Annotated in this window: 18 protein-coding genes and 3 pseudogenes; 13 read left to right on the forward strand and 8 right to left on the reverse strand. The window is 66.7% G+C overall.

Going from position 1 to position 26561, the window contains the following annotated elements:
- Nucleotides 1-695 precede the first annotated feature (695 nt).
- Both BN4332_RS30600 and BN4332_RS30605 read right to left on the reverse strand, forming a co-directional pair.
- Entirely contained in the window at nt 696-6377 is a 5682-nt protein-coding gene (locus BN4332_RS30600; RefSeq protein ID WP_160110965.1) for an efflux RND transporter periplasmic adaptor subunit, read from the reverse strand.
- Nucleotides 6378-7333: 956 nt separating this feature from the next.
- Nucleotides 7334-9295 carry a hypothetical protein gene (locus tag BN4332_RS30605; RefSeq protein WP_066903735.1) on the reverse strand — a complete coding sequence of 654 codons (1962 nt, stop codon included), beginning with the start codon at nt 9293-9295 and terminating at the stop codon, nt 7334-7336.
- Between the two features lie 1900 nt (nt 9296-11195).
- Here BN4332_RS30605 and BN4332_RS30615 point away from each other — a divergent pair.
- Nucleotides 11196-11465: pseudogene (locus BN4332_RS30615) on the forward strand (hypothetical protein); the annotation flags it as partial.
- Here BN4332_RS30615 and upp read toward each other — a convergent pair.
- Complete coding sequence (gene upp / locus BN4332_RS30620; RefSeq protein WP_066903741.1) at nt 11447-12070, reverse strand: uracil phosphoribosyltransferase; 624 nt, start codon at nt 12068-12070, stop codon at nt 11447-11449. The pseudogene BN4332_RS30615 and the gene upp overlap by 19 nt on opposite strands.
- Before the next feature lie 172 nt (nt 12071-12242).
- Here upp and BN4332_RS30625 point away from each other — a divergent pair, with 172 nt between their 5' ends.
- The 7 genes and pseudogenes from BN4332_RS30625 (at nt 12243) to BN4332_RS30650 (ending at nt 17060) form a co-directional block, all read left to right on the forward strand.
- Nucleotides 12243-12368 carry an NAD-dependent epimerase/dehydratase family protein gene (locus BN4332_RS30625; protein ID WP_200820463.1) on the forward strand — a complete coding sequence of 42 codons (126 nt, stop codon included), beginning with the start codon at nt 12243-12245 and terminating at the stop codon, nt 12366-12368.
- Entirely contained in the window at nt 12365-12991 is a 627-nt protein-coding gene (locus tag BN4332_RS30630) for a sigma-70 family RNA polymerase sigma factor (RefSeq protein ID WP_066903743.1), read from the forward strand. Before BN4332_RS30625 ends, BN4332_RS30630 begins: the two co-directional genes overlap by 4 nt.
- A 20-nt stretch (nt 12992-13011) precedes the next feature.
- Nucleotides 13012-13701 (forward strand): annotated as a pseudogene (locus BN4332_RS30635) (SDR family NAD(P)-dependent oxidoreductase); the annotation flags it as partial.
- Nucleotides 13589-14557 carry a C40 family peptidase gene (locus BN4332_RS30640; RefSeq protein ID WP_084459465.1) on the forward strand — a complete coding sequence of 323 codons (969 nt, stop codon included), beginning with the start codon at nt 13589-13591 and terminating at the stop codon, nt 14555-14557. The pseudogene BN4332_RS30635 and the gene BN4332_RS30640, both read left to right, overlap by 113 nt.
- Before the next feature lie 65 nt (nt 14558-14622).
- Complete coding sequence (gene satS, locus BN4332_RS30645; protein WP_066903749.1) at nt 14623-15897, forward strand: protein export chaperone SatS; 1275 nt, start codon at nt 14623-14625, stop codon at nt 15895-15897.
- Nucleotides 15898-16042: 145 nt separating this feature from the next.
- Nucleotides 16043-16444: pseudogene (locus BN4332_RS35240) on the forward strand (alpha/beta fold hydrolase); the annotation flags it as partial.
- Nucleotides 16392-17060, forward strand: coding sequence for an alpha/beta fold hydrolase (locus BN4332_RS30650; RefSeq protein ID WP_235654338.1), 669 nt, complete (start codon nt 16392-16394; stop codon nt 17058-17060). The pseudogene BN4332_RS35240 and the gene BN4332_RS30650, both read left to right, overlap by 53 nt.
- Here the strand turns inward: BN4332_RS30650 and BN4332_RS30655 are convergent.
- The 4 genes from BN4332_RS30655 to BN4332_RS30670 all read right to left on the reverse strand — a co-directional run bounded on the left by BN4332_RS30655 (nt 17029) and on the right by BN4332_RS30670 (nt 20979).
- Nucleotides 17029-18117: an adenosine deaminase gene (locus tag BN4332_RS30655; RefSeq protein WP_066903751.1), complete on the reverse strand. Its 1089-nt coding sequence runs from the start codon at nt 18115-18117 to the stop codon at nt 17029-17031. The two genes, BN4332_RS30650 and BN4332_RS30655, sit on opposite strands and share 32 nt — an antisense overlap.
- Before the next feature lie 90 nt (nt 18118-18207).
- Nucleotides 18208-19029 carry a dienelactone hydrolase family protein gene (locus BN4332_RS30660; RefSeq protein WP_066903753.1) on the reverse strand — a complete coding sequence of 274 codons (822 nt, stop codon included), beginning with the start codon at nt 19027-19029 and terminating at the stop codon, nt 18208-18210.
- A 55-nt stretch (nt 19030-19084) separates the two neighbouring features.
- A complete protein-coding gene (locus BN4332_RS30665; protein ID WP_074133247.1) occupies nt 19085-20413 on the reverse strand; it encodes a thymidine phosphorylase in 1329 nt (442 codons plus the stop codon).
- Nucleotides 20414-20421: 8 nt separating this feature from the next.
- Nucleotides 20422-20979, reverse strand: coding sequence for a TetR/AcrR family transcriptional regulator (locus tag BN4332_RS30670; RefSeq protein WP_066903757.1), 558 nt, complete (start codon nt 20977-20979; stop codon nt 20422-20424).
- Between the two features lie 93 nt (nt 20980-21072).
- Between BN4332_RS30670 and BN4332_RS30675 the strand changes: the two genes are divergently transcribed.
- On the forward strand, nt 21073-22500 hold the full coding sequence (locus tag BN4332_RS30675; RefSeq protein ID WP_066903759.1) for an MFS transporter: 1428 nt from the start codon (nt 21073-21075) through the stop codon (nt 22498-22500).
- 11 nt (nt 22501-22511) lie between these two features.
- On the opposite strand, the gene BN4332_RS30680 is transcribed toward BN4332_RS30675, so the two are convergent.
- A complete protein-coding gene (locus BN4332_RS30680) occupies nt 22512-22910 on the reverse strand; it encodes a cytidine deaminase (RefSeq protein ID WP_066903762.1) in 399 nt (132 codons plus the stop codon).
- A 214-nt stretch (nt 22911-23124) separates the two neighbouring features.
- Between BN4332_RS30680 and sdhC the strand changes: the two genes are divergently transcribed.
- The 4 genes from sdhC to BN4332_RS30700 are packed head-to-tail and all read left to right on the forward strand — an operon-like array spanning nt 23125 to nt 26558.
- Nucleotides 23125-23541 carry a succinate dehydrogenase, cytochrome b556 subunit gene (sdhC, locus tag BN4332_RS30685; RefSeq protein ID WP_074133248.1) on the forward strand — a complete coding sequence of 139 codons (417 nt, stop codon included), beginning with the start codon at nt 23125-23127 and terminating at the stop codon, nt 23539-23541.
- 47 nt (nt 23542-23588) lie between these two features.
- A complete protein-coding gene (locus BN4332_RS30690) occupies nt 23589-24011 on the forward strand; it encodes a succinate dehydrogenase hydrophobic membrane anchor subunit (protein ID WP_003882378.1) in 423 nt (140 codons plus the stop codon).
- 3 nt (nt 24012-24014) lie between these two features.
- On the forward strand, nt 24015-25769 hold the full coding sequence (sdhA, locus tag BN4332_RS30695) for a succinate dehydrogenase flavoprotein subunit (protein WP_066903765.1): 1755 nt from the start codon (nt 24015-24017) through the stop codon (nt 25767-25769).
- Nucleotides 25770-25772: 3 nt separating this feature from the next.
- Entirely contained in the window at nt 25773-26558 is a 786-nt protein-coding gene (locus BN4332_RS30700) for a succinate dehydrogenase iron-sulfur subunit (protein ID WP_066903767.1), read from the forward strand.
- Nucleotides 26559-26561: the final 3 nt, after the last annotated feature.

Genomic DNA, 26561 nt, shown 5'->3' on the forward strand with positions numbered 1-26561 from the left:
GCACGGGACAGGCCAGGTCTTCAACTTCGACGAAGCAGGCGAAGAAATCGTGGCGTTTTGCTGAAGGAGCGCCAACGTTGATGGGCCGAGGCCCCCATCCGGCGGTATCCGGTCACTCCTGCGGACCTCGTACGGTGCTGTGGTGCAATCGCGCTCGCTGCAAGACGGACCTTCACTTGTCCTCGCGCATAAGAAGACTCGCCACGGCATTGTGCGATTGCCGGTGGATCTGACCCTGGCAGCCGTTATCAAAAGTCGGAGTGATCGGCACGATGCTTGGTCATAGCGCGACGGTCAGATCCAATCTCGCGCGGACGATTGCGGCAGCGAACTTGTCTCGGCCAGCACAGATTTCGTCTCGTCTTCGGGTCTGTGCCGCGTGTATAACGACCGCCAATGGCAGCATGGCCGCGTGCGGGAAGGCTGAACCGGTCGACGTCCGCAATCCTGGACGCCTGGCCGCAAAGCCCTTAATCTCCAGCTGAATACCTGGTTCATGGGCCCGGATTTCTAGGTCGCCGCGGCGCCACCCCGGAACTACCTGCTCACTTTTTCGACCGGAGCCGACACGCCCACCTGGCAGCGCGACAGGTCCGTTTCACAAATGAGCACGCAGACAATGGGATTGACCACAATCCATGTTGCTGTGACGGCGGCGAGATGTACTCGGAGCACACCTCGCCGCCGCCTCTCCTCTAGCTGCCGCTGGACGAGGCCTTTGAGGGCTTGCTGTCGTTGGCTCGACCCGGCTTGGTCACCGACTTGGCGCCGTTCTTGGCCGCATTGTCGGGTTTTCCCGCGCCGCCGATGTGTCTGGCGGAGCCAGCCTGATCTGTGCCGTGTGACTTGCTGGCCGTGGCAGGCGATGAGCTGGGTCCGTTGTCGACCGCACTGCGGTTTGCGGGCCCGCGTGCACCGCCGTTGCTCTTGCCTGCCGTCGGGTCGGCTGGCTTTCCGTTGCCTGCCGTCGGGTCGCCGGTTTTGCTCGTGGCCGAGTCGGCAGGACTGCTGTTGGCCTGGTCGCCGACGGCGCCATCAGTCGCAACAGTTTCCTGGCCGATCGCTCCAGTGACATCGCGAGCTTCGCCGATCCGGGTGCTGAATGGACTCTTGCTGGCGGTACCAGCAGCTTCAGCCGTGGTCGACTCTGACTGGCTGGTGTCATGGGAGTCGGCAGTGCCAGCTTGAGCACCAGCATCTTCGGCGGACAAGCTGGTCGAGGAGCCGCTTGCCCGTTCACCCTCGAGGTTGTCCTGTCCGGTCGTGGCCGCGTGACTGCTGTCAGCCGTCGCTTGTACGTGCAGGCGGTCACCATCGACATCAGGGTTGGCCGACAGCAGACTGCTGATGCCAGCTGTGAGGTCGGGTAGTCCCGTCGCTCCGTGGCCGAACAGGGGTCCACCAGTCTTCTGCAGCTCGCCAATACGCACGATGAGGTCACGGGGACCGAACACCGGGCGGTGTGGCTGGGCTTGCCAAGTATGGGGTAAACCATGATGGAAGATCAGGTGGACGAGCCCAAGCACGGGATGACGGTGGCGCTGCTTGTAGGCATCCAGCGCTTGCCGTAAGGCCGCCTGGGCGGCCTTGGCGGCCTCGATCGCTGATTGGGCCGCACCGGCAGTTTGGTCAGCTTTGGCCGCGGCCGCGTCGTTGGCCTTTTGGGCATCCTGAATAGCCTTGCCCACATCTGCCAACGCTTGCTCGGCGGCGACCTTGGCGGCCTCGGCATCAGCGGCGGCCTTCTCGGCAGCCGACGCGTTCTCGCTTGCACTGGTGGCGTCTTGAGCTGCGGCCGTCGCGGTGTCTTGGGCATCTGCTAGCGCCTTGTCTGCGGTGTCCTTACTCGCCGCCGCATCCTGGGACGCCTGTTGTGCATCGGAAACAGATTGATCCGCACTGTCTTTCGCTGCATCAGCGTTCTGGGACGCCTGTTGTGCATCGGCCAACGCACTATCGGAAGCCACCTTCGCCAGTTCAGCGTCCGCGGCAGCAGCCTGCGCGGCGGCCGCACTCTGATCGGCGGCGTCCTTGAGCTCGGCGGCCGCTGCAGCGGCTGCGGTAGCTTCTGCGGCCTTGACATCTGCGGCATCCTTCGCCGCGGCCGCCTGCTCGGCGGCCGTGTTGGCGTCGGCGGCCTCCTCAGCCAGCGTCTGCTGTGCCGACAGTGCGTCCTTGGCTGCTTGATCGGCTGCCGCCAGGGCCTGGTCGGCCAAGTTCTTGGCCGCTTCGGCATCGGCAGCGGCCTGTTCCGCAGCGATCACCGTCGCGTTGATCTCCTCCGACGCGGTCGTCGCGTCGCCAGCAGCGCGTTGAGCCTCGGCCAACGCGCTGTCTGCAGCGGCTTTCGAGGCCGCGGCGGCATCGGCGACCGCCTTGGCCTCAACAGCCGCCTGATCCGCGGCAGTCTTGGCAGCCAGTGCATCCTGGGCAGCCTTATCGGCCTCAGCGGCTTTCTGGTCGGCCAGTTCTTTTGCAGCCGATGCGTCAGCCGCCGCCTGCGCAGCACCCTGGGCCTCCGCGGCTGCGGCATCGGAGGCCGAGGCCGCGTCGGTAGCGTGCTGTTGGGCATCGGCCAGCGCACTGTCGGCAGCGTCCTTGGCTGCGGCCGCGGCATCTGCAGCCATCTTTGCCTCGGCGGCGTTTTGGTCCGCAGCCGCCGAGACGGACGCTGCCTCAGAGGCAGCCTGGTTCGCTGCAGCCAATGCCTGCTCGGCATCGGCCTTGACTGCTGCGGCTTGCGCAGCAGCAGCGTCCGCCGCCGCGGCGGCGGCATCAGCCGCGTCCTTGGCGGCCGAAGCGTCGGCAGCCACCTTGGCTGTGTCGGTCACCGCCTGGTCGGCCTCGGCTTTGACCACGCTGGCCGCGTCCGCGGCAACCTGGGCTGCCTGTGCCTTATCGGCGGTATCCTGGGCTGTCGTGGCAGCCTCGGTGGCTTGCCGTTCGGCATCCACCAACGCACTGGCGGCAGCATCCTTGGCCGCGGCCGCGGCGTCAGCGGCGGCCTGGGCATCGATCACCTGTTGGCCGGCGGCGGTCTGGGCCGCAGCAGCATCCTGAGCAGCCTGCTGCGCGTCGGCCAACGCCTGCTCGGCTGCGGCAGTGTTGGTGGTGGCCACATCCAGTGCGGCGGCCGCCTCGGTGACCTTCTGGTCGGCTGCTGCCTTGACAGCGGCAGCGTCCTGGGCTGCCGCCTGGGCATCCACCACCGCCGCATCGGCGGCAGTTTTGACCTGCACGGCTGCATCAGCGGCCACCTGGGCATCAACGACGCTCTGGTCCGCAGCGGTCTTCGCCGCAGCAGCGTCAGCCACATTCTGCAGCGCGTCGGCCACTGCCTGATCGGCGGCCGCCTTCGTCTGCGCGGCCTGCTCGGCCGTGGCTGTCGCCTCGGCAGCGTTCTGGTCGGCAGCGACCGCGGCCGCGTCAGCATCCGCAGCCACCGTCGTCGCCTGTGTTAACGCCGCGTCGGTAACAGCTTTGGCTTCCGTAGCGGTCGTGACGGCGTTCTGGGCATCAATGGCCTTCTGATCCGCGTCGGCCTGGGCGGCCAGCGCCTGCGCAGCAGCCTGATCGGCGTCCACCGCTGCTTGGTCGGCGTCAGTTTTCGCCTGGGCGGCTTGCTCGGCCGCCGCAGTCGCGTCGGCGGCTTGCTGGTCGGCGGCGGCAGCTGCCGCATCGGCGGCTGCCGCGGCCGCAGCAGCGTCCTGCAACTGTTTGTCCGCCAACGCCTTGGCGGCATCCGCATCAGCGATCATCTGCGGCAGCATCGCCGCGCCTTGCGTTGCGGCCGCGAGGTTGGAATCGGCGACCGAAACTTGCAGCTGCGCCGACTTCACCGCCGCATTGGCCGCTGCCTCTTGGCTCACCGCGGTAGCCGCGGCCGCATCTGCAGCGGCCTGGGCAGTCACCGCATCATCAGCGGCCGTTTTCGCCTCAGCCGCTGCAGCCTGATCCACCACTAGCTGTGCCCGCGCCGCGTTGAGCCGGTCTAGGGCTGCTGCCTGCAGGGTGTACCCCGAGGCCCAGTCCTGGGCCTTGCCGATCGGGTCGTAGGCGTAATAGTTGACATCCGCCTGAGCCTGGTCGATCTGGGCCTGGGTGGCCGTTACGGTGGCTTGCGCCTGCTGGTAGTCGGCCTGGGTGCTCTGCACGTTGGCATCGGCGGCCGCCGCATCGGCTTTGGCCTTTTCGATGGCATCGACTGCGGCCTGCGCGTCGCTCAGCGCTTTGTCCGCGTCTGCTTTTGCAGTCTGTGCGTCTTGCAGGGCCGCTTGAACCGGTCCTTCGTAACTGTGTACCTGCGCTGCGGCAGCATCAGCCGCGTCGGCCTTGGCCTGCGCAGCCGCCAGCGAGGCGTCGGCGGCGGTCTTGGCGGCCAACGCATCCGCGGCGGCCGCATCGGCAGTCACCTTCGCCGCATCCTTAGCCGACTTATCGGCATCAGCGGCTTGGACTGCAGCGAGTGCATTGGCGGCGTCCTGGTCAGCGGCCGCCTTGGCCGCGTCCTTAGCCGCCTTGTCGGCGTCAGCGGCCGCCTTATCCGCGAGGGCGCCGGCCACTGTGACGTCGGCAGCTTGTGCTGCGGTCTGCGCGTCGGTCAGTGCGGCATCGGCGGTGTTTTTGGCGGCCAACGCATCGGCAGCGGCCGCATCGGCAGTCACCATCGCCGCCTGCTTCGCCGACATATCAGCCTCGGCAGCCTGTGCTGCGGCCTGCGCATCGGCCAGCGCCGCATCCGCGGCAGCCTTGGCCGCGTCCTTGGCCGTCTTATCAGCCGAGGCCGCATCCAATGCCGCCTTGGCGTCCTGATAGGAAGCATCTTCTGCGGCAGCGCTGTTTTGTGCAGCAGCAAACGCCTGCTGGGCAGCGGTCACCGCCGCCGCCGCATCATCAGCGGCCTGACCGGCGTCAGCGGCGGCCTGCGTGGCCGCATCCTTTGCCACCGCAGCATCAGCAGCCACCCGCTGGGCCTCAGCGAGCGCCGCATCGGCCGCCACTTTGTCGGCATCCTTGACCGACTTGTCGATATCGGCTGCGCTTTTGGCGGCATCCTTGGCGGCTTTGTCCGCAGCCGCGGCGTCTGCGGCCGTCTTGGCCTGCGCGGCCTGCTGATCAGCAACAGTCTTGGCGGCCAACGCATCCGCAGCAGTGCTGTCGGATGCGCTTTGGGTCGCGCTCGCCTGGGCAAACGTCTGGTCGGCGGCAGCAGCCACACCTTGCGCGTCGGTCAGTGCGGCATCGGCGGTGTTTTTGGCGGCCAACGCATCGGCAGCGGCCGCATCGGCAGTCACCATCGCCGCCTGCTTCGCCGACATATCAGCCTCGGCAGCCTGTGCTGCGGTCTGCGCGTCGGTCAGTGCGGCATCGGCGGTGTTTTTGGCGGCCAACGCATCGGCAGCGGCCGCATCGGCAGTCACCATCGCCGCCTGCTTCGCCGACATATCAGCCTCGGCAGCCTGTGCTGCGGCCTGCGCATCGGCCAGCGCCGCATCCGCGGCAGCCTTGGCCGCGTCCTTGGCCGTCTTATCAGCCGAGGCCGCATCCAATGCCGCCTTGGCGTCCTGATAGGAAGCATCTTCTGCGGCAGCGCTGTTTTGTGCAGCAGCAAACGCCTGCTGGGCAGCGGTCACCGCCGCCGCCGCATCATCAGCGGCCTGACCGGCGTCAGCGGCGGCCTGCGTGGCCGCATCCTTTGCCACCGCAGCATCAGCAGCCACCCGCTGGGCCTCAGCGAGCGCCGCATCGGCGGTGGTCTTCGCTGCCAGCGCCTGGGCAGCCAACTCGTCTGCTTGGGCCAAGGCGTTGTTGGCCTCGGCGAGGGCCTTGTCGTTGGCCGCAGCCTTCGCCTGCACGTCAGCAAGTGCGGCATCGGCGTCAACCTTGGCCGCATCGGCCGCCTGCTGCTGGGCAATCGCAGCATCCAAAGCGGCCTTGGCATCCAGGTAGGCCTGCTGCTCCGTGTCCGCATGACTCTGCGCGTCGGCCAGTGCCTGCGCGGCGGCCGCCTTGGCCGCCTCGGAGGCCTGCTGCTGGGCGGCTGCAGCCTCTGCCGCCGCCTTCGCATCCAGGTAGGCCTGGTTGGTGACGGCTGCAGCAGCCTGCGCCTCAGCCTGGGTGGCTGTCATCGCGTCGAGCGCGGCCTGGGCATCCTGCGCCGCCTGCGCCGCAGCATCGGCATCATGGCGGGCTTGCTCGGCAGCCGCCGCAGCAGCCTCAGCCTCCGCCTTCAACTCAGCTACCTCGGGGTGAGCTGAGGCCTGATGGGCTTTCCACTTGGCTAATGCTTCGCAGTGCTCAGCGTGTGAAGCCGCATCCCGAGCCGCTCGCCACATCAAGTCGACCAACGCGCCCGCGTTGACTGGTTTCAGTTCCATCGCAGCACCGGGAAGCGCGTGAGATGGCGAGGTCATCGACGTCAACCTGGTATCGCCGCGGTACACGGTTCTGTGTTTGCCACATACGATTGGTGAAGCTGCGCTACCACCGCCAGCGACCACAATTGCTGCCGCGAACGCTGCGAGTGCATGCTTTGATGAAAACTCCATTGTTTTCGTCCTTTCTGTTTAGACCAAACAGCACCTCCAAAACGGCGCTATGCGCAGAGCGTTAGAGCCGCCAAGGGTACTATTCCCTTTGGTCGATTGATGTTGCTGTAATGATAGAAGAGCGTTCTGAGAACAAGCTTAAAGACCAGTTGAAGATGCAAATAGTTGCAGGGTGCCGAATCTTCTAATTTTAGCTATAGAACACTATCAATTCAAATTAAGCTGCCAAACACCCTTCAACCATGCCGGTCCGATCAAACATGCGTGATCAGCCTCACGATTTATGGAGTCGGTATCTCCTATTTGCCTTTGCAACCAAATGTGAAATACGTCTTTTCGGCACTCGTTCTAGCTGTTCGATGCGCCACCGTGAATGTTAAATGCAAGTTTGCTAATTGATTCTGTTTTCCAGCTCTGGTTGCCCCGGGCAGTGCAGGGGGTGGATGACCTGTAAACCGGCTTGAGTGCAGTGCCCGACACCGCAGCCCGGCAAAGTGGTTGGGGCGGGCCTCCCCGGGCTCGTACGCTGATGGCGCAGATGAACCGTGCAGCCAGACCACGTCCCGAACATTCGCAACGCCATGTCGACCGGCGCCACTGGCGATGGTTTCCGATTGCCCGGGTTTAGCGAAGGAACGTGTGGCCAGCCAGGCTTACATGCAGGGGCTGGCCGCCGAGGCTCGACTGACGAGTGAGAGCCGCACACTGTTGCGCTGCGGCAATGAGCCGAACGGTGCCTGTGGGCCGCTTGGTAGGTGACCCACAGACACCGCGTTGGCTTCCAATCAGTCTGCCGAAGCACCACGTGGCGAGGAAGTCGATCCTGAACTCGTCGACGTGGAAGACGACGACCCGCCCCCAGCCGCGCCCGAGCTCGACTTCTTCCCTGCGGCAGGCTTTTTCATCGGCGCCGACGTGCCCACCTTCTTTTTCAGCTTCTCGGCAGCACCGTTCACCGCCCCGTTCACTGCCGCTTTGATCCCGTCGCGGGGTCCATCGTTTCCACGCACACGCTCCCGATCGGTTTTGACGCCGCCATGAGCAGCAGCCGGCCCCGCCGATCTGTCCAGCTTGCGCGCCGGCCGCGAGTCAGCCTTCGTCGTGGTGGCCTCGGGTGTGGTCGTGGTGTCTTTGGCAGCGACAACCTCGTGGGTAGGCATCTGCTGCGCGTTTGGAGCCGGCGCCACCCTTGTCGATGTGAGCTCAGATGACATCGGTGCCGCTGCCGGTCCAGAGTCACGCGCAACGGACGCCGTCTCGGTTTGCAGCGACTGGGTTGTGGCCGCATTGGTTCCGCCGAGACGGTCAGTCAACTCTTTGAAGCGTTGACTTGCCTGCAGAGTCGCGGATGCCAGGGCATCCACCATCGATCCATACTGCTGTGTCGACAAGTTCGACACCTGTTGCGCAGCAGGACTGATGACCGCGTCGTAGATCGGCGTGAGCCCTTGACCCACAGCTACCGCTGGATCCCTGACACCCAGGACCGCCGATGCCAACCCCGATACGGAGATCAATTGCGTTGGCATGATGTCACCGACCGGGATCAGGTCAGCCGGAATGAAACCCACCGACCCACTGCCGGTCGGGGCGGATCCGACCTGGACAGGCGAGATCAAGCTGACGCCGTACAGCGAGGGCGCGGTGTAGCCAACTCCGCTGGGCCCCAGGGTGAAACCGCCGAGTGAGTACACCACCGGCACCGGCACAGGGCCGGTCAACGGAGTCTGGATCACAAGCATGTTCTGCCCGTTATTCAGATTGATCCCGTCAGCCCCGACGTAGTTGCCCGTAGTCAGGTTCAGGTTGGTGGCCCCAAAACCCAACCCGGGCAACGCCATATTCGAGATGGTCGCCCCCACCGGCACATAGAGTCCATTAGCGCTGGGCAGCACCGCCGACACCCCAAAGACGCCAGCCTGTCCCAGCCCACCAGGCGCTTGCAGACCAACGGCCCCCATGGGCAACGACACCACAAGATCACTCGGACTGGACTGGTCGGAAACGGCCAACGTAGGTGCCGATGCCCACCAACCCGCGGCAGCATCAAGCGGCAACCTGTAGATCCCCTGAGCCACCGGCAGGTTTGCCGTAATCGACGGGGAACCCGGCGTGTGAACATAGGTGTTCGACACCGACGTCGCGCCCCCAATCCCGAGGACGGGCCACTCGAATCCCGAGTGATACGTCCGCTGGGTCGCCTCCAAGCCAGGAATGAGTTCGCTCAGCGGCGGGACGCTACCGACGATCCACTCCACGCCCGGGACGTTGAAGATCGCGTCCAAGCCATCAGCAACGCCGACCAGCATGTCCGCTCCGGGCAGCGACGTCGGCACCGGCAGCGTCGCGAAGCCTTGCCCCGGAATGTTGACCTGCGGAACGACCCCGGGCACCGCCGTGGGCATCGGCATCTGCGCGACCGCCCGCACCACCTCCGGGAACTTCGAGATGTCGGTCATGTCAACTTTCTGGCTGCTGGCACTAAACGAGGGCAGCAAGCCATGTGCATCCGCAGCCAACGGAGCCCAGAAGCTGTTGAACGCCTCTGTGGCCTGGGTAGCGCCAACCACCGCGTTGTCGATGGCATGTGAATACGCCGACACATCCTCGGCGTACTTCGGCGGCGCGGCAACCGCGGTGCCGGCCTGTCCCAACAATCCGACGGTGGCCGTGGCGAACACCCCGATGCCGGTCACCGACCGCCGCATTACGACTTTCCTGTTTTTCTTCTTTTTCCTACTGGCCATAGCCAGCTCCTTTCATGTTGAGGGTTCGCTCGTAACGAACCCGGTTCACAGGCAGGCGGATTCCAGGAAAACCTGAACCGCCGACACCAAAAACTCAGTGCAACAATCGATTTAGACACCATCGGGCGGCGAGCACCTTGCCGTCAGCAGCGAGTGCAGATACACGGCCCAACACCTCGCAAGCCAAACCGACGGCCACGACAGGCTGCGCTATGCCGCTGAGGTGTGGTCCCGGTCCGGTGACACGAGCGCTAACGGCCCCGTGTCGCAACGGCGGTGACCGACTGTCCACTCGACACGAAACTAACCGCCGGAGGCTTCACGGCGGACTCGTCTCGAGCCTGCAATCAGCTAGGTGATAATCGAATACATCTCGGCCGGAACTGATTCCGGATGACCGCCGGGGACCGACTTCACAGCCTCGCCTAACCACGTCACCCTCGGGCGACCGTGCGATGCCTCGACCGTGCCGTTCACCTGATCAACGTCGAGCGTGCGGGCCATCCTGGTCCCACGCACACTCTCGCGTGTCAGCCCGGCCACCCCCANGCCGGGGACCGACTTCACAGCCTCGCCTAACCACGTCACCCTCGGGCGACCGTGCGATGCCTCGACCGTGCCGTTCACCTGATCAACGTCGAGCGTGCGGGCCATCCTGGTCCCACGCACACTCTCGCGTGTCAGCCCGGCCACCCCCCCCCGGGGCAGCCACCGGCGTCCGGGCAGCGGCCTACGTGACGTTCTTCGTGCCCGCCATGACAGTTCCCTTTCGTCATTGAAAGCCCGCTCGTGACGAGCCCTCCCGAAATGCGCGAATACAACGTGAATCTCACGCAATTCGCTGAACAGGAAGATACGGCGCGAACCTACGCGGGGTCTTACGACAAACCACCAGGCGGAGCAACCAATCACAGAGGCAGCCTTTAAAGCTGACCGACACCACCTTCTCGCGCCTCCGTGAACCTTTCCCGGTTCACGCTGATAATAACAGAACGGACCGCCCAATTCCAATAGGAGACGCCATTTATGTAGATACTCTACTCAATCCATGGGGTGACTTCCCCAGCTCCGGCCGATAGGCCGAGAACCGGACGGGCCGTACAACACAGCCCGACCCGGCCGCACCGCCGACAGTGAACGTGAGCTCCGCTAAATGTGCAGCTAGAACCGCTCTTCTCAGTGGGTATCAGGCCGGAGAAGCCGTCATCCGACCGACGAAGAAAACCACCACAGCACCCCGCGCGACGGCGTACCCGGACCCCAAATGCCATCTACGAGCGCAGGCTCGGCAACCAAAGCGACAACCCGCCAGCGAGTGAAATCACGTGCGTTGCAACGCATCACAAACACCGACATAATCCATTCGACGATATCGACATAACTCAAATGCCGACCCATTACGTGAACCCATTGAATTACCGAAATAGGCTAATAAGCTAAACTAACACCAGTCCATTTACTATTCCACTTTCCGCCTGTAAATCGAAAATTTGCTACAACAGCCACCCAATCGTGACCACATCCCGGACGGAACCTCTGACGTCTCCCAAGTTGGAATCCCCGCAGGTGAAAACGAATCAATGAAGCGAAATCCACTGACACGCAACCAGTTACATAGGCCGAGCACTCAGCACACTTGCGCAATGCCGCGCAGCTCGCTTGGTATGAGTTTGAGTAGTCGTCCACCGACTCCTGCGCGGTGTCAGGAAGGGATTGTCAATGAACCCTCTCGAGGGACCTGAGTGTTGAAGCGCTCTGGTACTTCTGACACGTCCCAGAGGTGTTGTTGTGTTTGTGCGTTATGGCGGACCCGTGGCGCTCAGCGCCGCTGCTGCACATAACACGTTGCTGTATTGTCAGTAATCTGAACACCTTTCGAGTGCCACTGTGCTCCGCGGTAGGATTCGGCGGCGCACTGATCGGCTCCGGGCTGGCGGTGGCGCTGATCGCGATGTGGGGTTTCCGCCGTGGCGAGCGCTGGGTGTGGTGGACGTTGTTGACCGGGTTCGTCGCCGGCACGCTTCCGGCCCTGGCCGTGCACTACGCGATCGGCTACACCACCTTCATCCACCTGCTGCCGGTGTATGTGCTGATGATGGCCACCGTGGCCGCGCTGGTACTGTCCCGGCCCTACCTGACGGCTGCCCCGCCTCAGCGCGGGCCGAACTGACGATCGCCCGCGTCACCGAGACCCGGGACGATGTAGGCGATCTCGTTGAGTCCTTCGTCGATGGTCGCGGTGATCAACCGCATCTCGGGAGCGACCTCCTCCAACGCCGCGATCCCCTGCGGCGCACACACCACGCAGACCGCGGTGATGTCGAGGGCCTTGCGATCCTTCAGCAGGCCGATGGTGTGCGCCATCGATCCGCCCGTCGCCAGCATGGGGTCGAGCACGAACACCGACCGCGTGCTCAGGTCGTCGGGCAGCGACGCCAGATACGGCGTCGGCTGAAACGTCGCCTCGTCGCGGGCCATTCCGACGAAACCGACCTGCGCCTCGGGGATCAGGGCGTGCGCCTGGTCCACCATGCCGAGCCCCGCCCGTAGCACCGGGACCAGCAGCGGCGGGTTCGCCAGCCGCGACCCGATGGTGTCGGTCACCGGTGTGCGCACCGCGATCTTCTCGCACGCCGCGTCCCGGGTGGCCTCGTACACCAGCATCATCGTCAGATCGCGCAGCGCCGCACGGAACCCCGCGTTGTCGGTGCGCTCGTCGCGCAGCGTGGTCAGCCGCGCGGCGGCCAGAGGGTGGTCGACGACGCGTACATCCATGCGCCGACCTTATCGGTCGACGACGCTGCGGTGCACCTGACCGGGGGTTGTGCCGGCTCGTGGCCACCTGAAACCACGGACTACGAACCACGGGTTTTCAAGGGTCCGCGATCAGGGATCGAGAGCGAGTCTGAAATGGCGTCACCCTGCCCCCCACTCTGGAGATCTGATCATGACGAAGGTCGTAGTCATCGGCGGTTCCGGGCTCATCGGCTCGAAACTCGTGCACAAACTCGGACAGCACGGCCATCGGGCCGTCTCAGCAGCCGGGTCGACCGTCGTCGACGCCGTCCGATGACGCTCCTCACCGACACCGAGGACGCGTTGATCGAGTCCGACGCGCAGCTGGCGGCCCGGTTCGCCCGCGATGCCATGCCCTTCCAGATCGTCCTGTTGCGCGCAGCCCGCCGGCTGACACACAGCCAGGCCGACGCCGAAGACCTGGTGCAGGACACCCTGATGAACGCCTATGCCGGCTTTCGACGCTTCGAGCCGGGCAGCAACCTGCGCGCCTGGTTATTCCGGATCCTGCACAACCGGTGGATCAGCACGCACCGGATGAAGCAGCGGCGACCGGATGCCTTTCCCGTCGCCGAGCTCACCGACAGTGACATGTTGGGCAACGCACGTCACTCCCCGACCGCCGAGCGATCCGCCGAGGACCGTGCGCTCGACCTGTTCTGCGACGACCGTATCCGGGATGCCGTGTCGACGCTGCCGGAGGGATTCCGAACGGTGTTGTACTACGCCGATATTCAAGGACTCACCTACGCCGAGACCGCGACCCTGATGGAAATCCCGGTGGGAACTGTGATGTCGCGAATCTCCCGTAGCCGCGAACGGCTTCGAGACGCCTTGGCCGATGTCGCCGACGACCGCCGGCCTACACGCGAAGACGCCGACACCCCATGTGTCGCGTGACCAACCCACGGAAGGAAACCATGGAACTCGACGGATACCACGCGCTGGTCACCGGTGGGACGGCCGGTATCGGGCTGGCCTGCGCCGACCTGCTGGCCCGGGCCGGCGCGACGGTGACGATCACCGGCCGTGACGAGCAGCGCGGGAGTGCGGCCGCGGCCTCACTCGGCGCACAGGTGCGATTCGTCGCCGCCGACCTGGCCGATCTGGATTCGGTGAATTCCCTTGCCCGGCAGTGCGATCACCTCGACATCCTGGTCAACAACGCCGCCGCGTTCCCCGGTGCGCTCACCGTCGAACAGGACGTCACGTCCTTCGAGCAGACCTTCGACACCAATGTGCGGGGCACCTACTTCCTGGTGGCCCAACTGGTCGGCGGCATGCTCGAGCGGGGCCGGGGCAGCATCGTCAACGTCACATCGATGGTCGCGTCCAAGGGCGTGCCCGGCGCGTCGGCGTACAGTGCCTCCAAGGCCGCGGTGGAATCGCTGACCCGTACTTGGGCAGCCGAATTCGGTTCCGGCGGCGTGCGGGTCAACAGTGTGGCACCGGGCCCGACGCGCACCGAGGGCGTCGCGGCCCAGTGGGGCGACACCAATGAGGAACTGGGCCGCGCGCTGCCACTGGGCCGCACCGCCACTCCCGAGGAGATCGCGCACGCGGTGTTGTTCCTGTGCTCTCCGCGGGCGGCATTCATCACCGGTTCGACGCNCCGCGGGTGCCGCGGCCGAGGCGGCCGCCCTGGCCGACCGTGCGCAGGCACTGAGTCTGGCGGCCAGAGATGCGGGCTCGGCCGTCGCGGAGGCGGCGGCCCGGCTGCAGGCCATCATCGACCGCTTCGAGGCGCGCATCGCGGCTCTGGCGCCGCAGCTCGACGAGCCGGGGGTGGCGCAGCAGCTGAGGGCCGAGGCAGAGGCCGCGGTCAGCGAGGCCTCGGCCGTCGTCGACGAGCTCCGCGCCGAGCTGGACCACCAGGCCGGTGCCGTCACCACAGGCTCGGGTGGCTTCCCGGCGGCCTCCGGAGTTTCGCCGGCCGGCCCGGGATTCTCCGGCGGCGCACCCTCCGCCGCACCGGTCAGCGGCTGGGGCAGGACGGCCGATCTGCCGGCCGGGTCGGGGACCTATCGCTCGGAAGCGGTCGTCGGGCTGCGCGATCCGGGCATGTTCGGTGACGGGGTCGCGGTGCGGTTGCCCGACGGCAGCACCGCCACCGCACCCAACGCCGTTGCGGCCAGCGCCGTCCGGCATGCGCTGACCCAACTTGGCGTGCCCTACCGTTGGGGTGGCACCACGCCGGGCGTCGGTCTGGACTGCAGCGGGCTGACCCAGTGGGCGTATCACGAAGCCGGACTGGACATTCCGCGATTGGCCCAGGAACAGGACATCGGCAAGGCCGTCTCGGCGGCAACCCTGCGCCCCGGTGATCTGGCGGTCTGGGACGGCCACGTGGCGATGATCGTCGGCGAAAACACCATGATCGAGGCCGGCGATCCGGTGAAGCTCTCCCCCGTCCGCACGACGAATGCCGGCCAGGGATTTCAGGGGTTCTGGCGGCCCACCGTCTGAGCCCCTGCCGCCGAACCGGAGACAACCTGACCGGGCGCCCAGGGCACCCCACTAGGCTGTGCCGCATGGCTGCTGACATCGTGCCGATCCGGCTCGGGTTGACCAAGGGCGACCTCTACACATTGTGGGCTCCGCGCTGGCGGGATGCCGGCGACGAGTGGGAGGCCTTCCTGGGCGAAGGTGACGCGCTCTATGCCTTCGAATCGGTCGCTGACCTGACGGCGTTCGTCCGCACCAACACCGACAACGACCTGGCCGACCACCCGACGTGGGACAAGCTGACGGCGGCCAATGCGCACCGCCTGCAGCCGGCCGAGGACCGTGAGTACGACATCGTCGGGGTGCCCGATGTGGTCGCCGAGAAGCCGACCGAGGAGTCCATCGAGTCCCTGCACCGCACCCTGGTGGTGGTGTCCTCGATCGGCTCGGTGTGCGAGCTCGCGGCCATCAGCAAGTTCTTCAACGGCAACCCGGTGCTCGGCACGCTCGGCGGCGGGATCGACAGCTTCACCGGCCGGTCGGGGCGCAAGCGCTGGGGCGAGATCGAGGCGGTGATCGCCCGCGGTTGGGACGGCGTGCTCGACGCCATCGACGAGATCGTCACCATCCCCGAGGACATCGACGACGACGCGGTCAAGAAGGCCGAGGCCGAACTCGAGGCGGACGCACCCGAAGAGGACGAGGACGACCTCACGGCCGACAGCGACGACGCCGAGGCCTCCGAGGACGAGGACGACGACGCGGCCGCCGAGCCGGTGCGCAGCGCCGCGGATTCCGCCGTCCTGGGTGATGACGTCGACTTCTGGCTGAAGGTCGGCATCGATCCGGTCCGCATCATGACCGGGTCGGGCACCGTCTACACGCTGCGCTGCTACCTCGATGACGAGCCGGTGTTCCTCGGCCGCAACGGGCGCATCAGCGTGTTCAGCTCCGAGCGTGCCCTGGCCCGCTACCTGGCCGACGAGCACGATCACGACCTGTCGGATCTGGCCACCTACGACGACATCCGGACCGCGGCCACCGACGGCTCGCTGCGCGTCGACGTCTCCGAGGAGAACGTCTACGTCCTGTCCGGCATCGCCGATGACATCGCCGACGGGCCCGATGCGGTCGACCATGACCAGCTGGAACTGGCCGTCGAATTGCTGCGCGACGTCAGCGACTACTCCGAGGACAAGACCGTCGACGAGACGCTGGCCGACACCAAGGCCCTCGGCAAGTTCGTCAACTACGTGCTGGGTGACGACAAGGCCCGGGCGCCCGAGACCCCGTACGCCGAGGCCGTCGAGCAGTGGGAGGCGCTGGAGCGCTTCGTGGAGTCGCGCCTGCGCGCGGAGTAGCCGATGAGTTCTGGCCGCTCGGGCGGTCAGAACACTCATGACCGCATCGACCGGCCTTTCCACCCACACCGTCACGGTGGCGGGCGCCCGCTTGCACTACGACGTGCGCGGAGACGGCCCGCTGTTGCTGATCCTCGGCGCGCCGATGGCCGCCGCCGAATTCGCGCCGCTGGCGCACGCGCTGGCCGGCGACCACACCGTGGTGACGGCCGACCCGCGCGGCATCGCCCGCAGTACTGTCGACGATCCGACGGAGAACTCCATCCCCGAACGCCGGGCCGACGACGTCGCCGCGATCCTCGACGATCTGGGCGCCGACTCAGCGGATGTGTTCGGTTCGTCCGGCGGGGCGGTGACGGGTCTGTCGTTGGTGGCCCGCCACCCGGACCGGGTGCGCACCCTCGTCGCGCACGAGCCGCCGTTGCTCGAGTTGCTACCCGACGCCGCCGAGCAGCGCGCCGCCACCGAAGACATCATCGCCACCTTCNCCAGCCGTGGTGACGGCCGACCCGCGCGGCATCGCCCGCAGTACTGTCGACGATCCGACGGAGAACTCCATCCCCGAACGCCGGGCCGACGACGTCGCCGCGATCCTCGACGATCTGGGCGCCGACTCAGCGGATGTGTTCGGTTCGTCCGGCGGGGCGGTGACGGGTCTGTCGTTGGTGGCCCGCCACCCGGACCGGGTGCGCACCCTCGTCGCGCACGAGCCGCCGTTGCTCGAGTTGCTACCCGACGCCGCCGAGCAGCGCGCCGCCACCGAAGACATCATCGCCACCTTCAACCGGGACGGGATGTTCGCGGCGTGGGGCAAGTTCATGGCCAACGCGGGCTTCGACATCCCCTCCGCCTCACCGGAGATGCCCGAGCCCGGCGATCAGGATCTGCGTGACGCGGCGCATTTCTTCAACCACGAGCTGCGGGCCACCACTCGCTACCTGCCCGACGTCGAGGCGCTCGAGAACGGGCGGGTGGTGCTCGGCCTCGGCGAGGAGTCCGGTCGCCTGCTGACTCGTCGGACCACCATCGCGCTGGCCGATCTGTTGGGTGCGCGTCCGGTGATGTTCCCCGGCGACCATGGCGGATTCATCGACGCCCCAGGGGCTTTCGCGGACACCCTGCGAGCGGTGCTCAACCGACCAGGACGGCGTACCGGGGCTTGATCACCTCGTCGATGATGGCAAGCCGTTCGTCGAAGGGGATGAACGCCGACTTCATCGCGTTGATGGTGAACCGCTCCAGATCACTCCAGCCGTAGCCGAAGGCCTCGACCAGGCGCAGCATCTCCTGGCTCATGGTGGTGTCGCTCATCAGCCGGTTGTCGGTGTTGACGGTGACGCGGAACCGCAGCCGCGCCAGCCGGTCGAACGGGTGCTCGGCGATGCTCGGCGCCGCCCCGGTCTGCACATTGCTGCTGGGGCACATCTCGAGCGGAATGCGCTTGTCGCGCAAGATCGCCGCCAACCGGCCGAGCTGCTGAGTCCCGTCCTCGAGTTCGGTGATGTCGTCGACGATGCGCACCCCATGCCCGAGGCGGTCGGCCCCGCAGAACGCGATGGCCTCGTGGATCGACGGGAGGCCGAACGCCTCACCGGCGTGAATCGTGAAGCGCGCGTTGTTGCCTCGCATGTACTCGAACGCATCGAGGTGACGGGTGGGTGGGTAGCCCGCTTCGGCCCCGGCGATGTCGAATCCGACAACGCCCTTGTCCCGGAACCGGATTGCCAGCTCGGCGATCTCCCGTGAGCGGGCCGCGTGACGCATCGCGGTGACCAGGCAGCGCACGGTGATGGTGCGTCCCTCGGCCGCGGCCGCCTTCTCGCCGTCGGCGAAGCCGGCCAGCACCGCGTCGACCACGTCGTCGAGGGAGAGCCCGCGGTCGATGTGCAGTTCCGGTGCGAACCGGATCTCGGCATAGACCACGTTATCCGCGGCCAGGTCCTCGACGCACTCATGGGCGACGCGATGCAATGCCTCCGAAGTCTGCATGACCCCGACCGTGTGGGCGAACGGCTCCAGGTAGCGCTCCAGCGACCCACTGTGCGCGGCGGTGCGGAAGAACGTGGCCAGCTCACCGACCTCGGTGGCGGGCAGGTCGTCGTATCCGAGCTCACCGGCCAGGTCGAGCACGGTGGCCGGTCGCAGGCCACCGTCGAGGTGATCGTGCAGCAGGGCCTTGGGAGCGTGCTGGATCTTGTCCAGACTCAGCGGCGTACTCATATCCCCATCATCCCCACGTTCGGCCCGATCGGTCCCCAGATCGGTGGGTGTTCAGCCACCGTTCTTCCGGCCGGGCGGCGACGCCGGACCCTAGACCTCGACCAACAGCCGGGTGCGGAACAGGTCGAGCACCTGATCGAGGGCGGCCCGGGTGGGCTGCCCGGGTTCGTCGATCAGGTGCTCGGTGAGCACCGAGTGCGGGGGCATGGTGCCGGCCGGATTGGCGTCGGCGTCGTCGAGATCGACCGCGACGAATGCCTCGCCGAGCTGTTCGCGCAGGTACTCGAAGCGTTCCGCGGGCACCAAGCGGTCGCCGGTGAACCGCAGCCCCAGCACCGAAAGGCCTCGGGCGCAGCGCTGCTTGACGACGGCCAGATCTTCCGGGGAGATGTCGATCGACCGGCGGTGGGCGGCGGTCACGCCGAACGGCAACGACGGCTGCGACAGCACCGGGGCGAGCAGCACGTCGTCGGTGGCCATCGCCAATGCGTAGCCGCCGGTGAAGCACATCCCGACCGCGCCGACCCCGGGCCCGCCGCATCGCTCGTGCTCGTGGCGGGCCAGCGCCCGCAACCAGTCGATGACCGGAGAGGTGCGGCCGGTGGCCATGGTGACGAATTCCCTGCTGACGCACAGCGGCACCAGCGTGGTGACAGCGCTGACCGCCGTCCCGATCAGACCGTGCGCATCGGGGTTCGGATCGCGCCCGGGAACACCGAACAGGTGGGGAAGAACTGCGGTGCAACCGATTTCGCTGACGCGACGGGCGAAGTCGAGGACCTTGGGCGTGATGCCGGGCACTTCGGCCATGATGATCACGGCCGGACCGTCGCCGCGCCGGTACACCGTGCGGGTCTTGGCTTGGTGGGTGAACTCGGATCGCTCGAAGTCGGCGAGATCGTCGTCAGGCACCCTGACGTGTCTAGCAGTTCGATGCGCCACGGTCCAGAGCGGCGATCCCGGCAGGCTAGAGCCGGTCGATGATCAGCGGCCGCGGCGCGGCAGCGGCATCGTCGACGGTCCAGGCACCGTCGAGCTCGGCGAGTGCGCCGGGCAGCCGATCGGCCGTCTCCGTGTAGAGGGTGAACAGGGTTTCCCCCGAGGCCACCGGCTCACCGGGCTTGCGATGGATCCGCACCCCCGCACCCAGTTGCACGGGTTCGCCCGGCTGGGCCCGCCCGGCGCCCAGGCGCCAGGCCGCCATCGCCACTCCCATGGCGTCGAGATCGCCCATGACACCGCCATGAGAGGCGGTCACCGTCTCGGTGGCCGACCCGAGGGGCAGTGGCCGGCTCAGGTCGCCGCCCTGGGCGGCGATCAGGGCGCGGAACCGGTCCATCGCGCTCCCGTCACGCAGGGTCTCGGCCGGGTCGGTGCCGTCGACTCCGGCGACCTCGAGCATCTCCCTGGCCAGCGCCAGCGTCAGCTCGACCACGTCGGCCGGGCCGCCGCCGGCCAATATCTCCAGTGATTCGGTGATCTCGACGGAATTGCCGACGGTCAGCCCAAGCGGGCAGTTCATGTCGGTGAGGAGCGCCCGAGTCGGCACGCCGTAGGAATTGCCGAGGCCGATCATGATCCGGGCCAGTTCGCGGGCGTCGGCCTCGGTCTTGAGAAATGCGCCGCGCCCCACTTTCACGTCGAGCACCAACGCACGTGCCCCCTCGGCGAGCTTCTTGCTCATCACCGAGCTGGCGATCAGCGGCGTCGAGTCGACGGTGGCGGTGATGTCGCGCAAGGCGTAGATCTTGCGATCGGCGGGAGCGAGTTCGCCGGCGGCGAAGATCGCGCCGCCGACCTCGGAAAGTTGCCTGCGGATACGGTCTTTGGATAGTTCGCCGGTGAAGCCGGGGATCGATTCCAGTTTGTCCAGAGTGCCGCCGGTGTGCCCGAGCCCGCGGCCCGAGGCCTGCGGAACGGTGGCGCCACAGGCCGTCACGACCGGCAGCAGCGGGATGGTGATCTTGTCCCCCACCCCGCCGGTGGAGTGTTTGTCCACCAGCGCCGCGGGTCGGTCCGAGGAACCCGGGCGATGCAGATCGGTGAAGTCGAACCGCTCCCCCGATGCCACCATGGCGGCGGTCCAGCGGGTGGTCTCGGCCACCGTCATGCCGTTGAGGAAGATCGCCATCAGCAGGGCCGACATCTGTTCGTCGGCGACTCGTCCGTGGGTGTAACCGTCGATCACCCAGTCGATGGCGTCGTCGGACAACACACCGCCGTCACGTTTGACCCGGATGACCGACGGGGCGTCGAGATTCGTTACGGCACTTGAGCCCTCGCGCGATGTTTGAATGGCGATTCCTACCTTCCTGAGTCGATCACTAGACCTGTCAGCAGAGCCCGCATGGCCCACTCGAAATCGTCGTCCTGCGGCGGTGCACCCTGCAGGTGCCCGAACGGGTGCCGGCTCAGCAGGTGTCCGATGAGCAGGCGCCACAACGCACGATAGACCCGGCGTGCGGTCGGCTCATCGAGCCCGATCTCGTCGAACAACCGCATGCAGCGGTCGACGATCGGCTGCGCGGAGGACACCGCGTACTCGCCCTCGGCGATGATGTGCGCGCCCCACGGATGGGCCGTCAGGTAGTCCCGCATGGCCAGCCATTGCGCCACCAGCCGGTCCATCGCCGTGCCATCGGCATCCACCAGGGGGTAGCCGCCGGCCAGATCCTCGGCCAGCAGAGTGAGCAACTGCCCGCGGTCGGTGATGTGGCGATACAGCGAGGCGGCGCCGGTCCCGAGTTCTCGCGCGATCCGCCGGCAGGTCACCTCGGCCAGCCCTTCTTCGTCGGCGATTCGCCACGCGACGGCGGTGATCGAGGCCCTGTTCAGCGCCGGACGGCCGGCCCCGCCGGTCACGTAGGCCCCATTGCGAACGGCGTTCGCGTTAGGCTGCCACCGGTTGCGAACACCGTTCGCAACCGCCCGCCAGCAGCACCGACAAGGAGATCCATGGACGACGTCATCGCCTGCCAGCATGCCCGATCGAGCAGCACGCGTCAGCAGTCGACGCGGGTGCTGACAGCGGTGGCCGCGGTGGTGGTCTCCTACGGGCTCATGCAGACCATGCTGGTGCCGACGATCGGCGTCTTGCAGCGCGATCTGAACACCAGCACGGGCGCCGCGTCGTGGGCGGTGCTGTCGGCCATGTTGCTGGCGAGTGCGGTCATCACGCCGCTGGCGGGGCGGCTGGGCGACCGATACGGCACCCGCAGGGTGCTGCTGTGGATGCTGTCGGCGTATCTCGTGGGCACGGTGGGCGCGATCGCCGCGCCGAACATCGGCACGCTCATCGCCTGCCGGGCAGTGCAAGGTGTCGGCCTCACACTGCTGCCGTTGTCCTTCGCGATCCTGCGGTACGCACTGCCCGCCGAGCGCGTGCATCTGGGGCTCGCGCTGACCTCGGGCTTGATCACCGGCACCGCTGGGCTCGGGTTGCTCATCGGCGGCGTGGTGGTGGATCACGCCTCGTGGCGCTGGTTGTTCGCGATCGGGGCGGCGCTGGTGCTCGTCGCGTTGGCGACCAGCATGCGCTGGATCCCCGAGAACCCCGAACGCCATCCCGGCCGACTCGATCTGCCGGGCACCGCTTTGATGGCAGCCGGCCTCATCGCCGGGCTCATCGCGATCACCCAGGGACCGGCATGGGGCTGGGCATCGCCGTGGACGCTGGGCCACCTGGGCGCCGCCCTGCTGTGCCTGCTCGCCTTCGCCGTGGTCGAGCTTCGCGTCACCGACCCCGTGGTGGATCCGGCACTGATCACCGAGCGACCGCTGGCCGCAGCACATCTGGGCGCGCTGCTGCTCGGCGTCAATCAGTTCGCCGTCTATGTGCTCGTGCCCAAGTTGGCGGTGTTGCCCGCCGATCCCGGCTTCGGTTTGTCAGTCACCGGGGCCGCCCTGGTGCTGTTGCCCGGCACCCTGCTGACGGTGCCGGCGAGCTGGGCGACGCCATGGCTCGAACGCCGCACCGGAACGGGCGGCCCGCTGGTGGCCGGGCTGGGGATCGCCGGCACCGGCACCGCCGCGCTCGCACTCGCTCATGCCGAGGTCTGGCAGACGGTGTTGAACTACGGGATCGCCAGTGTCGGATGGGGACTGGCGATGGCGTCGCTGCCGCGGATGGTCAACGCCGCGTGCCCGCCGGCCCAGAGCGGCAGCGCCAACGGCATCAACACGGTCGCGCGCACGGTGGGCGGCGCGGTCGGCGGCCAGCTCGCCGCAGCGCTACTGGCGAGTAACACCGCCGGCGCTTCCGAGGCTCCGACGAGTCAGGGCTTCGCGCTTGCTTTCATGATCGCCGCCACGGCCGCGGCAGCAGGCGTCGTGGCGGTGTTGCTGCCGACCTTCCGCGACCGCCACAGCCGCCGGAGTCGTTGAACCGCTTGGCGTTACCGCCGGTCCAGGTCATCGGGACCGAACGCATCCGGAAGCAGTTCACGCAGCGGTCGGGGCCCGGACGGATGGTCGATGAGAAGCTCCGGGCCACCGTGCTCCAGCAACACCTGCCGGCACCGTCCGCACGGCATCAGCGGGCCGCCGTCGGGGCCCACGCACGACAGTGCGAGCAGCCTCCCCCCGCCTCCGGAATGGAGGGCGCAAGCCACAGCGCACTCGGCACAGAGACCTAGGCCATATGAGACATTCTCCACATTGCATCCGGTGACGACGCGACCGTCGTCGACGAGAGCGGCCGCCCCCACCGAAAAGCCGGAATAGGGCGCATATGCGTGCCGAGAAACATCACTTGCCTTGTCGCGCAACATGTTCCAGTCGATTTCCACAGTCATGCGCCACCCGCGACCATCGGCTCTGAATGCATTCCGAAACCCCAATTCCCGGCCGCTGCATTAAGATAGGTAAGCCTAACTTACCCTTGTTTGGCGGCCTGAATACCTCAACCGTAATTCGTTCGCCACTACAAATGGGTTTAGAGTCGCCCCGAGGTTTGGGGCTAATTCGACAGGCCGCCCCAGACGTCCACCGATGGCGTTGGAGGGACCGATGAGTACTCAGACGGAGGTACCGGCTCCGCAACCCAGGAAAACACGACGGCGCACCCTCTATCGCGGTGATCCGGGAATGTGGTCCTGGGTGCTGCACCGTATTACCGGTGCCACGATTTTCTTCTTCCTATTCGTGCACGTCCTCGACACCGCGTTGGTGCGGGTGAGCCCGCAGGCCTACAACGCGGTCATCGAGACGTACAAGACCCCGATCGTCGGATTGATGGAGATCGGCCTGGTCGCCGCGGTGCTGTTCCACGCACTGAACGGCATCCGCGTCATCCTCATCGACTTCTGGCAGCAGGGTCCCCGCTACCAGCGGCAGATGCTCGCCGTCGCCGCAGGCGTCTTTGCCGTGGTTCTCATCGCAGCACTAGGAGTTATGGGCATGCACATGGTGGAGCGGTTCCTGTGAGCGCGCCAGGAGCAGGCGAATCCCGCCTGGGACGCCCGGCACCGGTGATGGAACGCGAGCACGACCGGCCGGCGGCGCTGGATCACCCCCGCGCGCCCCGTCGTCCCCGCGGCATTCCGTACTTCGAGAAGTACGCCTGGCTGTTCATGCGGTTCTCGGGCCTGGCGCTCGTGTTCCTCGCCCTCGGCCACCTGTTCATCATGCTGATGTGGCAGGACGGCGTGTACCGCATCGACTTCAACTACGTCGCGCAGCGCTGGGCCTCGCCATTCTGGCAGATCTGGGACATGGCACTGCTGTGGCTGGCGATGATCCACGGCGCCAACGGCCTGCGCACCATCATCGGTGACTACGCCCGCAAGAACGTCACGAAGTTCTACCTGAACTCGCTGCTGCTGCTGGCGACAGGGTTCACGCTGGTGCTGGGCACCTACGTCCTGGTCACCTTCGACCCGAATATTGGGGGTTAAGCCATGATTCAGGAACATCGCTACGACGTCGTCATCGTCGGCGCCGGTGGCGCGGGCATGCGCGCCGCCGTCGAGGCCGGACCGCGGGTCCGCACGGCCGTGCTGACCAAGCTGTACCCGACGCGTTCGCACACCGGTGCGGCCCAGGGCGGCATGTGCGCCGCGCTGGCCAACGTCGAGGAAGACAACTGGGAGTGGCACACCTTCGACACCGTCAAGGGCGGCGACTACCTCGCCGACCAGGACGCCGTCGAGATCATGTGCAAGGAAGCCATCGACGCGGTGCTCGACCTCGAGAAGATGGGGATGCCGTTCAACCGCACCCCTGAGGGCCGCATCGACCAGCGCCGCTTCGGCGGCCACACCCGCGATCACGGCAAGGCCCCGGTGCGCCGGGCCTGCTACGCCGCCGACCGCACCGGCCACATGATCCTGCAGACGCTGTACCAAAACTGCGTCAAGCACGACGTGGAGTTCTTCAACGAGTTCTACGCGCTCGACATCGCGCTCACCGACACCCCGGCCGGCCCGGTGGCCACCGGCGTCATCGCGTATGAGTTGGCGACCGGGGATATCCACATCTTCCACGCCAAGGCGATCGTGTTCGCCACCGGCGGTTCGGGCCGGATGTACAAGACCACCTCCAACGCCCACACCCTGACCGGTGACGGCCTGGGCATCATCTTCCGCAAGGGACTTCCCTTGGAGGACATGGAGTTCCACCAGTTCCATCCGACCGGCCTGGCCGGCCTGGGCATCCTGATCTCCGAGGCCGTGCGCGGCGAGGGTGGCCGGTTGCTCAACGGCGAGGGCGAGCGGTTCATGGAGCGCTACGCGCCGACGATCGTCGACCTCGCACCGCGTGACATCGTGGCCCGGTCGATGGTGCTCGAGGTGCTCGAAGGACGCGGCGCCGGACCGAACAAGGACTACGTCTACATCGACGTGCGCCACCTCGGCGAGGACGTGCTGGAGGCCAAGCTTCCCGACATCACCGAGTTCGCCCGCACCTACCTGGGTGTGGACCCGGTCAAGGAACTGGTGCCGGTCTACCCGACCTGTCACTACGTCATGGGCGGCATCCCCACCACGGTCAACGGCCAGGTGCTGCGCGACAACACCAACGTCATCCCCGGCCTGTACGCCGCGGGTGAGTGCGCGTGTGTGTCGGTGCACGGCGCCAACCGGCTGGGCACCAACTCGCTGCTGGACATCAACGTGTTCGGCCGTCGCGCCGGCATCGCCGCCGCCGAGTACGCCGCCAACCACAACCACGTCGACCTGCCGGAGAACCCGGCCGACATGGTGGTCAGCTGGGTCGGGGACATCCTCTCCGAGCACGGCAACGAGCGCGTCGCCGACATCCGCACCGCCCTGCAGCAGTCGATGGACAACAACGCCGCGGTGTTCCGCACCGAGGAGACGCTGAAGCAGGCGCTGACCGACATTCACGCGCTCAAGGAGCGCTACGCCCGAATCACCGTGCACGACAAGGGCAAGCGCTACAACAGCGACCTCCTAGAGGCCATCGAGCTCGGCTTCCTGCTGGAGCTGGCCGAGGTCACCGTGGTCGGTGCGCTCAACCGCAAGGAATCCCGCGGCGGGCACGCGCGCGAGGATTACCCGAACCGCGACGACACCAACTACATGCGCCACACCATGGCTTACAAGGAAGGCACCGATCTGCTTTCCGACATCCGGCTGGACTACAAGCCCGTGGTCCAGACCCGGTACGAACCGATGGAACGGAAGTACTGACCCATGAGTGCCCCAGTCCTCGACAAGCCCGAAGCCGGCGATCCCGAACTGCCGCCCGTGCCCGACGGCGCGGTCATGGTCACGCTCAAGATCGCCCGGTTCGACCCGGAGAATCCCGACGCCGCAGGCTGGCAGAGTTTCCGCGTGCCCTGCCTGCCGTCGGACCGGCTGCTGAACCTGCTGCACTACGCCAAGTGGTACCTGGACGGCACGCTGACCTTCCGCCGCTCCTGCGCCCACGGGGTGTGCGGATCGGACGCCATGCGCATCAACGGCGTGAACCGGCTGGCCTGCAAGGTGCTGATGCGCGACCTGCTGCCGAAGAACCCCAAGAAGCAGCTGACCATCACCATCGAGCCGATCCGCGGCCTGCCCGTGGAGAAGGACCTGGTGGTGGACATGGAGCCGTTCTTCGACGCCTACCGCGCCGTGAAGCCGTTCCTGATCACCAGCGGCAACCCGCCCACCAAGGAGCGCATCCAGAGCGCCACCGACCGGGCCCGCTACGACGACACCACCAAGTGCATCCTGTGTGCCTGCTGCACCACCAGCTGCCCGGTGTACTGGAGCGAGGGGTCGTACTTCGGCCCCGCCGCGATCGTCAACGCGCACCGGTTCATCTTCGATTCGCGTGACGAGGCGGCCGCCGAGCGGCTGGACATCCTCAACGAGGTCGACGGCGTGTGGCGCTGCCGCACCACGTTCAACTGCACCGAGGCCTGCCCGCGTGGCATCCAGGTGACCCAGGCGATCCAGGAGGTCAAGCGCGCGTTGATGTTTGCGCGCTAGTCT

Origin of the sequence: Mycolicibacterium houstonense, assembly GCF_900078665.2 — a bacterium.
In the GTDB taxonomy this organism is placed as follows: Bacteria; Actinomycetota; Actinomycetes; order Mycobacteriales; family Mycobacteriaceae; genus Mycobacterium; species Mycobacterium houstonense.

What these genes read in the sequence shown, in the direction of transcription:
- BN4332_RS30600 (WP_160110965.1), bottom strand. Translation starts at nt 6,377, where the DNA reads ATGGAACTGAAACCAGTCAACGCGGGCGCGTTGGTCGACTTGATGTGG.
- BN4332_RS30605 (WP_066903735.1), bottom strand. Translation starts at nt 9,295, where the DNA reads ATGGCCAGTAGGAAAAAGAAGAAAAACAGGAAAGTCGTAATGCGGCGG.
- upp (WP_066903741.1), bottom strand. Translation starts at nt 12,070, where the DNA reads ATGGATGTACGCGTCGTCGACCACCCTCTGGCCGCCGCGCGGCTGACC.
- BN4332_RS30625 (WP_200820463.1), top strand. Translation starts at nt 12,243, where the DNA reads ATGACGAAGGTCGTAGTCATCGGCGGTTCCGGGCTCATCGGCTCGAAA.
- BN4332_RS30630 (WP_066903743.1), top strand. Translation starts at nt 12,365, where the DNA reads ATGACGCTCCTCACCGACACCGAGGACGCGTTGATCGAGTCCGACGCG.
- satS (WP_066903749.1), top strand. Translation starts at nt 14,623, where the DNA reads ATGGCTGCTGACATCGTGCCGATCCGGCTCGGGTTGACCAAGGGCGAC.
- BN4332_RS30655 (WP_066903751.1), bottom strand. Translation starts at nt 18,117, where the DNA reads ATGAGTACGCCGCTGAGTCTGGACAAGATCCAGCACGCTCCCAAGGCC.
- BN4332_RS30675 (WP_066903759.1), top strand. Translation starts at nt 21,073, where the DNA reads ATGGACGACGTCATCGCCTGCCAGCATGCCCGATCGAGCAGCACGCGT.
- BN4332_RS30680 (WP_066903762.1), bottom strand. Translation starts at nt 22,910, where the DNA reads ATGACTGTGGAAATCGACTGGAACATGTTGCGCGACAAGGCAAGTGAT.
- sdhC (WP_074133248.1), top strand. Translation starts at nt 23,125, where the DNA reads ATGAGTACTCAGACGGAGGTACCGGCTCCGCAACCCAGGAAAACACGA.
- BN4332_RS30690 (WP_003882378.1), top strand. Translation starts at nt 23,589, where the DNA reads ATGGAACGCGAGCACGACCGGCCGGCGGCGCTGGATCACCCCCGCGCG.
- sdhA (WP_066903765.1), top strand. Translation starts at nt 24,015, where the DNA reads ATGATTCAGGAACATCGCTACGACGTCGTCATCGTCGGCGCCGGTGGC.
- BN4332_RS30700 (WP_066903767.1), top strand. Translation starts at nt 25,773, where the DNA reads ATGAGTGCCCCAGTCCTCGACAAGCCCGAAGCCGGCGATCCCGAACTG.